Below are 10,500 nucleotides of genomic sequence, written 5' to 3' on the forward strand. Positions count from 1 at the left end.
TGACGAATGTCAAGACTATGCGTGAGACTCCTCAGGCGTGGGTGTATCACCCGATCGGATGAACTGCGCAGATCTGGTGAACCAGAGGTCACCGGTGATGCAATGTGATTCAGCCCGATTCGGGGCGCACAACAGCGGCCACTCGGGCGGGCTCGACCTCGACGGGGATCCCGTTCAGCGCTGCCGTGCCGGAGAGGGTGTCAAGCAGGTGGTCGTCGACCAGAAGGTTAATGTTAACACCTGCATGTGCACGTGCAACGGATGTGCGAGTGCCGCTCACGTCGTGGCCCCAGCCGTGCGGGATGCTCACGACACCCGGTCGGATGGCGTCGGTGACCTCCACGGGCACCTCGATCTTGCCGGCACGCGAGCGGACCACGGCCGTGGCGCCGTCGACCAGGCCCAGCCGGGCCGCGTCGTCCGGGTGCACCTGGGCGGTGCACCGGTTCGAGCCGCGCACCAGCGGTTCCAGGTTGTGCATCCACGAGTTGTTGGACGACAGCTGCCGCCGGCCGATGAGCAGCAGGTCGCCGAGCACGGGCGCCGCCAGCGCGGCCGCCAGGCGGGGCACGTCCGCGGTGACCGCCGGCGGCGCCAGCTCAACGCGGCCCGACGGCGTGGTCAGGACCTCGGGCAGGCGCGGCCGGAGCGGACCGAGATCGATGCCGTGCGGCGCGGCCTCCAGGTCGGCCAGCGTCAGGTCGTACGGGCCGCCGCGCAGCATGATGTCCACCAGCCGCGCCGGTCCGCGCCGGTCGCCCGGCTCGACGCCGTGCCGCTCGGCCAGCTGGTTCGCGACGAAGTCGTCGAGCGCGGCGAGGTCGGGCGACGTCCCCATGCCCATCACGACGCCGGTCAGGCGCAGCAGCGTCTCCCACTCCTGCGGGACGTCGGTGGGCAGCAGGGCCGGCGTCCAGTTCGCGACGTTGCGGACAGCCAGCTGGTACAGCGCCAGATCGTAGTGCGGGCGCTCCAGCGGTGTCGGCCCCGGCAGGACCACGTCCGCGTGCCGGCTGGTCTCGTTGAGGTAGACATCCACCGAGACCATGAAGTCCAGCTGTTCGAGTGCCTCCGCGAGCCGGCCCGCGTTCGGCGTGGACAGGCACGGGTTGCCGCACACCGTGACCAGCGCGCGGATCCGGCCGTCGCCCGGCGTCAGGATCTCGTCGGCCAGCGTCGCCACCGGCAGCTCGCCCATCACCTCCGGCAGGCCGCGCACCCGGCTGTGCCACCGGCCGGTCCGGAACCCGCGCCTGTTCTTCGCGGGTCGCGCGTTCGCCTGCCCGGCCGCGGCGAGCGGGAACATCGCGCCACCCTCGCGATCGAGGTTGCCGGTCAGCGCGTTGAGCACGTCGATGAGCCAGCTCGCGAGGGTGCCAAACGTTTGCGTCGTGGTGCCGATGCGCCCGTACACCGCCGCCCGCTCGGCGGCCGCGAGCTCACGGGCCATCTCCCGAATCGTGTCGGCGGCCAGTCCGGTGTGGACCGCGACCGCCTCGGGGGTGAAGGGTTCGGCCAGCGCGCGGACCTCGTCGGCGCCGTTGACCGGCAGGTCGCGCAGGGTGACCAGCGACTCCGCGAACAGGGTCCGCACCAGCGCGAACAGCAGCAACGCGTCCGTGCCCGGCCGGATCGCGTGGTGCTCGTCGGCCAGTTCGGCCGTGCGGGACCGCTTGGGGTCGACCACCACGAGCTTGCCGCCGCGCTCGCGCAGCTTCCGCAGCCGGCCACGCACGTCCGGCGCGGTCATCAGGCTGCCGTTGGACACGAGCGGGTTGGCGCCGAGCATCAGCAGGTGGTCGACGCGGTCGAGGTCCGGCACCGGGATCGTGAGCGGGTGGCCGAACATGTGCCCGGCCGAGAAGTGCTTGGGCAGCTGGTCGACGGTGCTCGCCGTGTAGAAGTTCCTGGTGTTCAGCGCCTTGTAGAACACCGGTCCGTACAGCACGGTCGACGTGTTGTGCACCGAGGGGTTCCCGGCGTACACCGCGACCGCGTCCCGTCCGTGCTCGGCGATCAGCGGCGGCAGCCGCTCGTCGATGACGGCGAACGCCTCGTCCCAGCTCACCTCGACCAGCTCGCCGCCCCGCCGCACGAGCGGCCGCCGCAACCGGTCCGGGTCGTGGTGCAACGCACCCAGCGACACGCCCTTCGGACAGACGAAGCCGCGGGAGAACACGTCGGCGTCGTCCCCACGCACCCCGGCTACCCGCCCGCCCTCCAACGTCACCGACAACCCACAGGTCGCCTCGCACAACGGACAGGTCACCGGTGCTGTGGTCATGGCCCCAACTGTGACACAGCAGGGTGACAGAATTCGACGTCAGATATCGGTGACGAGTCTGACGGGCTGGCGGGTCACCGCGCACCACCCCTTCGGTCACCTCAGGATATCTCGGATATCGACGATGGAGATCCACGCTATCCGGCACCGGAAGGATGACATCACTCTTCCGGGCGAGTCATCCTAATCGATCAAGAACGCACGATGGAGAGGTGACGCAGCGCCTGGACTCCGCGCAGAGCCCGCCGGGGAGCTCGCCTTCCCTCTGGAGCGCGCGGGCGGCGGTGGCGGAGCGCGCCGTCCTGGCCAGGCACATGCGCCGGGTGTGGGCCCTGCCCGGCACGCGGCTCGGCGTCGCGGGGTGGCCGCAGTCGATGGGCAACCGCCTGCACGGCCACTGGAACTACTGGTGGCAGGCGCACCTGCTGGACTGCCTGGTCGACGCGCAGGAACGCCAGCCGAACCCGGCCCGCGCCGGCACCATCAGCCGGCTCGTCCGCGGCATCCGGGTGCGCAACCTCGGCTCGTGGACCAACGACTACTACGACGACATCGCCTGGCTGGGTCTCGCGCTGATGCGGGCGCGCGACTGCGAGGAGGTGTCGATCCGCACGGCGATGACCAGGATCGCCGCCCAGCTGCGGGCCGGGTGGACCGACCACGGTGGTGGCGGCATCTGGTGGCGGCGCAAGGACAACTTCAAGAACGTGCCCGCCAACGGGCCGGCCGCGATCCTGTTCGCCCGCTGGGCCACGCGGGGCGGGGAGCGGGCCGACCGCCAGCGGGCCCGGTCCCTGACGGAGTGGATGGCGCAGGTCCTGGTCGACCCGGCCACCGGCCTGCTGTGGGACGGCGTGTACGTCGAGCCGGACGGGTCCATCAAGGACATCGTCAAGGTCACCTACACCTACTGCCAGGGTGTCTACCTCGGCGCGTGCGTCGAGCTGGCCGATGGCGACACGTCCGGCGTCTGGACGCGGCGGGCCGAACGCACGATCAACGCGGTGGCCGCCCACCTCAACGACGACAAGGTCGTCCGCGGCCGGGGCGGTGGCGACGGGGGCCTGTTCGCCGGCATCCTCGCCCGCTACCTGGCCCAGGCGGCGCTGCGGCTGGACTCGCCGGCGGCCGCTGTCGCGCGGGAGCTGGTGGTCGGGTCGGCGGAGGCGGCGTGGCGGAACCGGGCGCTCGCGCCGTCGGGTCCGCTGTTCGGTCCGGAGTGGTCGCAGCCGGCGCGCGTGCCCCGCTCGCCGGCGCACCGGCGGGTCGAGCGCGACCTGTCGGTGCAGCTGTCCGGCTGGATGGTCCTGGAGGCGGCGGCGTTGCTGGAGCGCTCCTAGAAGCCGCCGCTGATTGGCAGGACCGCGCCGGTGACGAAGGACGCGGCCGGCGACAGCAGCCACACGACGCCCTCGGCGATCTCCTCCGGCCGGCCGGCCCGGCCCATCGGGATCACGGCGGCGAGACGGTCCGGCCGGTCGGGCATGCCGGCCGCCGCGTGCAGGTCGGTGTGGACCAGGCCGGGTGCGACGGCGTTCACCCGGATACCCTCGGCGGCCACCTCCTTGGCGAGGCCGAGCGTCATGGTCTCGACCGCGGCCTTGCTCGCCGCGTACGGCACCCACTCACCGGGTGAACCTCGGTGCGCCGCGGTCGAGGAGACGTTCACGATGGCCCCGCCCCGTCCGCCGTACCGGGTGGACATCCGCCGCACGGCCTCCCGGGCGCACAGGAACACCCCGGTCACGTTGACGTCGAGCACCCTGCGCACGACCTCGGGCTCGTGCTCGTCCAACCGGCCCGGGGTGTTGCCGGTCACCCCGGCGTTGTTCACCAGCCCGACCAGCGGGCCGAGCGCGGCGGCCGCGTCGAACAGCCGGGCCACGTCGTCCGCCTCGGACACGTCGGCGCCGACCGCGACGGCCCGCACGCCGGTGAGCTCGCCGACCACGTCCCGCGCGGCGGCCTCGTCCGATGCGTAGTTGACGACCACGTCATAGCCGCGTGCCGCGGCCGCCCGGCACACGGCCGCCCCGATCCCTCTGCTGCCGCCGGTCACCACGAGTACTCCCGTCACGGGCGCATCGTCCCACTGAGGTGTGACGGGGTTCCCTCCTTACGTGATCGTGGCCGTACGTGATGACGAACGGTGATTGCTGAGGTGGTTGCGGCATGTAGAAGATCCGATAACGGGCGGGGTTTTGTCGGCGCGCTGCGGCAGTATGGCTGAGGCGGCCCGCCACCTCTCGGGTCGGGAAGGACTCTGATGCCCACGCTGACCGGTGTTCACCATGTCGCGCTCACCGTCACCGACGTCGATCGAAGCGTCCCGTGGTACGAGCGGGTGCTGGGGTTCGAGTCGATCGGCAAGGACGAGTCGGCCTCCGGTATGCGCAAGGCGTTCTTACGGGGTCCCGGCTTCGGCATCACGCTGACCCTCGTCCAGCACCCGGTGTCCGAGTACCTGCTGTTCGACGAGCGCAGGCCAGGTCTGGACCACCTGACGTTCTCCGTGCCGGACCGCACGTGTCTGGCGGAGTGGACAGAGCGGCTCGTCGAGCACGGCGTGACCTTCTCGCCGATCACCGAGGAGCAGTCGGCACCGGGCACAGCGGTGATCTCGCTGCGGGATCCCGACGGCATCCAACTGGTGCTCTGGGCCCGGGAGGCCTGAGGTCAGTCGTTGGCGGCGGCTACGATGGCCGGCTCCGGCGGTTTGCGCATCTCCTGCCGGTACCGGATCACGCCGTACGCGGTTCCGATGACGAAGAACGCGATGCTGCCCCACAGCGCCACGGCCTTGAGCCACGGCATGTCGTCGAGCAGGCCCGCGCCGTAGTAGCCGATCAGCACCAGCGTGGGCACCCAGGCCAGCCCGCCGATGGTCGTGGCCAGCAGGAACCGGCGATTGTCCATCTTGGCCGCGCCCGCGATCAGCGGCGCCAGCGTGCGGATCCACGGGATCCATCTCGCCAGGATGATCGCCCAGAGGCCGCGCCGGTCGAGGAAGTCGCGGGCCTTGGTCAGGTTCTCGACGTTCAGCACCCGGCCGCCCCGCCGCGCGATCAGCGTGTGGCCCGCCTTGGCGCCGATGTAGTAGCCGACCATGTTGCCGACCACGGCGGTGACCAGGGCGACCACCGACAGCGTCCACGCCTGCAGGTCCGCGTCGTGTTCCGCCAGGACGACGCCCGCCCCGAACAGCAGGACGTCACCCGGCAGGAAGAGGCCGATGATGAACGCGCACTCCGTGAACACGAACCCGAGCACGATGATCCACACCATCACGGGCCCGGCGGATTCGAGCACGTTGGCAGCCACCGCGCTCGCCTCAGCCACTGAACTCACGACAGGTAGCCTACGTGGCCCCTTCTCGGACGTACGCCGAACGTGCCCGAATTCGCCCGATCTCCACCGGCGTGTCAACTGGCGGTGGCGACGACGTCCTCTTCCGTGACCACAGTGGTCGCGTTGGCGCGCACGAAGTCGCCGACGTACCTGATGGCCGCCCGTCCCTCTGGGAGCAGGTGGTAGAACGCCGGGAACACGTGCACTTGGCCCGGCCACACCTGCAGTTCGCAGTGCCCACCGGCGGATCTGATGCTCTCGGCCATCCGTTCGGAGTCGCCGAGCAGGCACTCGGTGTCGCCGACCTGGATCAGCACCGGTGGCCACCCGCGCTTGCTCGCGCCGAGCACGTTGAGCCGCCGGTGGCTCAACGGGTGCCTTCCCGCGTAACTGCGGCCGCACTCCATCGCCCGTTGGGGTGGCACGAACGGGTCACGCCGCACCGCGTCGCGTTCGACCACCTCGGCGCAGCCCAGGTCGAGGAACGGCGAGAACATGACCACGGCGGCCGGCATCGGTATCCGGCGGCGACGCAGGTCCGCGAGCAGCCCGGCGGTCAGGTGTCCGCCGGCGGAGTCACCCATGACGGTGATGCTCTCCGGCGTGTGCCCGGTCTTCAGCAGCCACCGGTAGGCCGCGAGGACGTCGTCGGCCGCGGCCGGGAAGGGGTTCTCCGGCGCCCGCCGGTAGTCCACGAGGAGCACGGGCCGCCTGGTCGCGACCGACAGGGCCGCGGCGAGGTGCCGGTGCGTCCGCCGGGACCCGAACACGAAGCCGCCGCCGTGCAGGTACAGCACGACACCGTTCGCCTGATCGGCACCCCGGCCGGTGAGCCACAGACCTCGAATGTCACCGTCCGTCACCGGAGTGAGTCGGGTGCCGCGGGGCAGCGGGGTGAGCCCGACGGTGTCGAACGCCTCGCGCACGACCCGCCGCTGGGGCCAACTGGTGATGCTCATCCGGTCGCCGATGGGTCGAAGACCGGTCATGAGCAGTTGCGCGAGCGCACGGCTCTGCACACTGGGACTCGTGGGTACGGTCGGCCGCATCGTCGCACCCCCACCCCTCCTGCTCAGTCATCATTGACCTGTCAATCACTGTAAGCGATCTCTGCCAACAATGGATCTCGGTTCGATGTCGACAAGCACCGCTCAAGTGTTGGTCGAGGGACTCGAATTTGGCTCGAATGTGCGGTTACGGTGGTGAGATGAGCACTCTCGAGGACGAGCTGCGTGCGGCTGTTGGCGATGGCGCGGTGCTCGTGGACCCGGACGTCACCGAGAGTTACCAGCGCGACATGATGCCGCTGGCTCCCCACGGCCGGCCCCGGGCCGTGGTGTTGCCGAGGAGTACGGCGGAGGTGCAGGCCGTCGTGCGCGCCTGTGCGGCCGCGGGGGTGCCGATCGTGCCGCGAGGGGCCGGCTCCGGGTTGTCCGGGGCCGCCAATGCCATCAAGGGGTGTGTCGTCCTGGCTCTGACCAGGATGAACGAGATCGTGGAGATCGATCCGGACAACCGGCTCGTGGTGGTGCAGCCGGGGGTGGTGAACCTCGACCTACGTGGTGCGGTGGAGAAGCACGGACTGTTCTATCCACCGGATCCGTCGAGCTACGACTGGTGCACGATCGGCGGGAACCTGTCCACCAACGCCGGCGGGCTTTGTTGTGTGAAGTACGGGGTGACCACCGACTCCGTGTTGGGGCTCGACATCGTGCTTGCGGACGGGGAGTTGCTCCGGACCGGGCGGCGGACGGTCAAGGGCGTGGCCGGGTACGACCTGACGAAGCTCTTCGTGGGGAGCGAGGGGACGCTGGGGGTGATCACGCAGGCGACTCTCGCGCTGCGGCCCCTTCCGCAGGCACCCGGCACTCTCGTCGCGGCGTTCTCGGCGGTGGAGACGGCTGGGGCGGCGGTGAGCCGGGTTGTTCGTGAGGGCATCGTGCCGTCGTTGATGGAGATCATGGACGCCACGTCCATCGCCGCTGTCGAGGCGCACCTCAGGACCGAGTTGGGGGCGGGGAAGGGATGCGCGGCGCTGCTCATCTGCCAGTCGGATGCCGGCGGGGAGGCGGGACGGCAGGAGCTGCGGGCCATCGAGCAGGTGTGCACGGATGTCGGCGCGGACCTGGTGCACTCGACGTTCGACCCGGCTGAGGGGTCGATGCTGTTGGCCGCTCGTCGCGCGGTGCTGACCGCCCTCGAGGTCTACGGCGCGTGGATGACTGACGATGTCTGCGTGCCCCGTACTCGGATCGCCGAGTTGATCGCGGCGTGCGAGCGGATCTCCGCGGAGGTCGGGTTGCGGGTGGCGGTGGTGGGGCACGCCGGGGACGGCAACATGCATCCGACGATCGTTTACGACCCTGCGTCGGAGGACGAGTTCTCGCGGGCGAATGTCGCGTTCAACGACATTCTGGCGGCTGGGTTGGCGCTCGGGGGGACGGTCACCGGCGAGCACGGCATCGGGAAGATCAAGCGAGAGTGGCTTGAGCGGGAGATCGGGCCTGTTGCCATGCGTACTCATCGGGCGATCAAGGCGGCTTTGGACCCGGGGAATCTTTTTAATCCTGGGTCGATGTTCTCGATGTCGTGAGCTTGCCGTGAGGGGCGATGGTTGTGGCCGTCGTTCTCGTGGCTTGTTCGTTGTCGGTGGTCCTGCTTTTTAGCCGTGTCCTTGGGGTGGCTCTGCTTTTTGGTTGTGTGCTGGGGGTTTGGTGGTGTACGCCTTTGTCTCGGGTTCGGTGGTGTGCGCTGTGGTCTCGGGGTTTGGGTGGGCCGTGGTGCGCGCTGCGTCCTTGGTGTTCGGTGGTGGTGGCGGTATTTTACGGGCGGCGACTCACCTTGTTATTTAACCTTTGCCGATTGTGTGGTGGGGTTCGGGTTGGTTGTATTAGGAGCCTGGTGGGAGTCCTGGGCCGGGGTGGGAGGGTTTTGGTGCGGTGGCGGGTTGAGTGGTTTTCCGGTGGAGGCGGCGAAATCCGCGGCGGATGCGGCTGGGGGTGAGTTGGTGTGGTTCGGTGGGGGGTTGTTCCCAGGGGCGGCGTAGGTCTTGGGTGAGTGGGCGGGCGAGGCGGAGTTGGGTGTGGGCGGTGAGGATGAGCCAGGTCCAGCGGTCGGCTTGGTCGGGGGTGCGGACGCGGGGTCGGGTCCAGCCGAGGGTTTGTTTGAGGAAGCGGAAGGTGTGTTCGAGGTCGAACCGGCGCAGGAAGATTTGCCAGAGCCGGTCCACGTCGGTGTGGGTGAGGTGGGGGTGGGAGTGCCAGAGCCACACGGGTTTGGGGGTTCGGGTTCCTGGTAGGCGTTCGACGGTGAGGCAGATGATGCTGCCTTCGATGATCGGCAGTGGGCCGGTGTGGTCGCGCCAGCCGTCTCGACGGGCCAGGAAGGGATAGAGCCGGGACCAGGCGTGGGCGTGGGCGGTGCGTAGCGGGTGGTGTCAGTGGTGGTGTGGTACTCGGGTGGGGGTTGGGTGGTGGGGTCGGGCAGTTTGAACTCCGGGCCGTGGACACGGGGTCGGCCGGCGTGGCGGCCGGGTGTGCCGTCTCGTTTGGTGGGTGGGGGTGGTGGGAAGCGGAACGTGCGGTCTGACCGCAGCCGGCCGAGTACCTCGACCGGGAGGTCGGTCAGTAGGTAGGCGAGTCGGGGCAGGTCGTAGCCGGCGTCGAACACCACCAGCACGTCCAGATCACCCTCGTCGTGGTGGCCGGCGTGCCGCAGTCGAGTGATCACCTCCCGGACCTGGGTCGCGGTCACCATGGTGGCGTCATCGGTGGGGGTGAGTCGTTGTGCGTCTAGCAACGCGGTCCAGGAGGTGCGACCTGGTTCCAACGCCGCCACGAACGAGTAGGGCCAGCCCGGGATCATCTGGGACTGTCCCTTACCCCGTGCCGAGACATGACAGTAGGACCGGTCAGCGCTGGTGGGTGCGTCCGGACGCAGCCAGGCGGACACATCGACCGCTAACACGATCCGGCCCGCTCGATCACGCGGGATCGGACACGCCGCGATCGCGTAACGCAACCGTCCGACGTCGATCCGCCCCCGGTCCAGCCCGTCATACAAGGCACCGTGACCACGGCGATGCTCGGGCACCAAGGACAACTCCACCAACGAGGTGACCGGCCCGTCCGCACACAACACCGCATCCGTCAACTCGAACAACACATCCGCCCGCGCAGCCAAACACGCGTAGAACCCGCACCGGAACCCCGCCAACTCCGCCAACCCGGCCAAGCGAGCACGAGACACATCCTGCACACTGATCACCGCAGCCCTTGTCGTCGATCTTCTTCCCTAGACAAGAAGAATGATCAACCAAGGGCTGCACCCATGATCACCCGACCCCAACCACCACCCCCACCAGGTTAAAACACAAGCTCACGCGTCAAGGGCGCCTTCGGCGTCGGGCTTCGCCCGATGTCGCTTCGCTCCACCCTTGACCCGCGAGCCTCCGCCGCCCTGGGCAGACCCTTTCGGGGGCAGGCTGGCGCCTGCCTGCCCTGCCCCCGCCACCACCACCGAACTGCCTTGGGGGGAGGTCTGTTTCGCCACCCTGGCCACGGGGCTGGGTCGCCTCCGTCCACTTTGGCCACGGGCCTGGGCTCGGCTCGGTCACCTTGGGCGCGAGGCTTGGGTCGCCTTCGCCACTTTGGCCACGGGCCTGGGTTCGGCTTGGTCACTTTGGCGACGGGTCTGGGTTCGGCTTCGTCACTTTGGTGACGGGGCTTGGGTCGCCTTCGTCACCTTGCAACGGACTCGGGTTGCTTCCGTCACTTTCGCGACGGAGTGAGATCCTCTTCCCGGCTTCCCGGCTTCCCGGCTTCCCGGCTTCCCGGCTTCCCGGCTTCCCGGCTTCCCGGCTTCCCGGC

The 10,500-nt window shown here is 69.4% G+C and carries 8 protein-coding genes; 3 read left to right on the plus strand and 5 right to left on the minus strand.

Annotation, left to right across the window (positions count from 1 at the left end):
- Window positions 1-109: 109 nt before the first annotated feature.
- A complete protein-coding gene (locus ACJ73U_RS22305; protein ID WP_407779621.1) occupies window positions 110-2,284 on the minus strand; it encodes a molybdopterin oxidoreductase family protein in 2,175 nt (724 codons plus the stop codon).
- A gap of 314 nt (window positions 2,285-2,598) precedes the next feature.
- Here ACJ73U_RS22305 and ACJ73U_RS22310 point away from each other — a divergent pair, with 314 nt between their 5' ends.
- Window positions 2,599-3,624: a glycoside hydrolase family 76 protein gene (locus ACJ73U_RS22310; protein WP_407779630.1), complete on the plus strand. Its 1,026-nt coding sequence runs from the start codon at window positions 2,599-2,601 to the stop codon at window positions 3,622-3,624.
- On the opposite strand, the gene ACJ73U_RS22315 is transcribed toward ACJ73U_RS22310, so the two are convergent.
- Entirely contained in the window at window positions 3,621-4,361 is a 741-nt protein-coding gene (locus ACJ73U_RS22315; RefSeq protein WP_407779622.1) for an SDR family oxidoreductase, read from the minus strand. The genes ACJ73U_RS22310 and ACJ73U_RS22315 overlap by 4 nt on opposite strands.
- A 189-nt stretch (window positions 4,362-4,550) precedes the next feature.
- On the opposite strand from ACJ73U_RS22315, the gene ACJ73U_RS22320 reads away from it, so the two are divergent.
- The gene (locus ACJ73U_RS22320; RefSeq protein WP_407779623.1) at window positions 4,551-4,958 is read left to right on the plus strand and encodes a VOC family protein; all 408 of its coding nucleotides are present in this window, start codon (window positions 4,551-4,553) and stop codon (window positions 4,956-4,958) included.
- Window positions 4,959-4,960: 2 nt separating this feature from the next.
- On the opposite strand, the gene ACJ73U_RS22325 is transcribed toward ACJ73U_RS22320, so the two are convergent.
- Both ACJ73U_RS22325 and ACJ73U_RS22330 read right to left on the minus strand, forming a co-directional pair.
- Window positions 4,961-5,632: a DedA family protein gene (locus ACJ73U_RS22325; RefSeq protein WP_407779624.1), complete on the minus strand. Its 672-nt coding sequence runs from the start codon at window positions 5,630-5,632 to the stop codon at window positions 4,961-4,963.
- A gap of 74 nt (window positions 5,633-5,706) precedes the next feature.
- Window positions 5,707-6,681 carry an alpha/beta hydrolase gene (locus ACJ73U_RS22330; RefSeq protein WP_407779625.1) on the minus strand — a complete coding sequence of 325 codons (975 nt, stop codon included), beginning with the start codon at window positions 6,679-6,681 and terminating at the stop codon, window positions 5,707-5,709.
- Between the two features lie 158 nt (window positions 6,682-6,839).
- Here ACJ73U_RS22330 and ACJ73U_RS22335 point away from each other — a divergent pair, with 158 nt between their 5' ends.
- Complete coding sequence (locus ACJ73U_RS22335; RefSeq protein WP_407779626.1) at window positions 6,840-8,225, plus strand: FAD-binding oxidoreductase; 1,386 nt, start codon at window positions 6,840-6,842, stop codon at window positions 8,223-8,225.
- A gap of 251 nt (window positions 8,226-8,476) precedes the next feature.
- On the opposite strand, the gene ACJ73U_RS22340 is transcribed toward ACJ73U_RS22335, so the two are convergent.
- Window positions 8,477-9,898 (minus strand): transposase, encoded by a 1,422-nt coding sequence (locus ACJ73U_RS22340; protein ID WP_407779627.1) that lies wholly within the window; start codon window positions 9,896-9,898, stop codon window positions 8,477-8,479.
- Window positions 9,899-10,500: the final 602 nt, after the last annotated feature.

Origin of the sequence: Actinophytocola sp. (assembly GCF_045807065.1) — a bacterium.
Lineage (GTDB): Bacteria > Actinomycetota > Actinomycetes > Mycobacteriales > Pseudonocardiaceae > Actinophytocola.

Excerpts from the sequence above, each read along its gene's own strand:
- ACJ73U_RS22305 (WP_407779621.1), bottom strand. The coding sequence starts at position 2,284 with ATGACCACAGCACCGGTGACCTGTCCGTTGTGCGAGGCGACCTGTGGG.
- ACJ73U_RS22310 (WP_407779630.1), top strand. The coding sequence starts at position 2,599 with ATGCGCCGGGTGTGGGCCCTGCCCGGCACGCGGCTCGGCGTCGCGGGG.
- ACJ73U_RS22320 (WP_407779623.1), top strand. The coding sequence starts at position 4,551 with ATGCCCACGCTGACCGGTGTTCACCATGTCGCGCTCACCGTCACCGAC.
- ACJ73U_RS22330 (WP_407779625.1), bottom strand. The coding sequence starts at position 6,681 with ATGCGGCCGACCGTACCCACGAGTCCCAGTGTGCAGAGCCGTGCGCTC.
- ACJ73U_RS22335 (WP_407779626.1), top strand. The coding sequence starts at position 6,840 with ATGAGCACTCTCGAGGACGAGCTGCGTGCGGCTGTTGGCGATGGCGCG.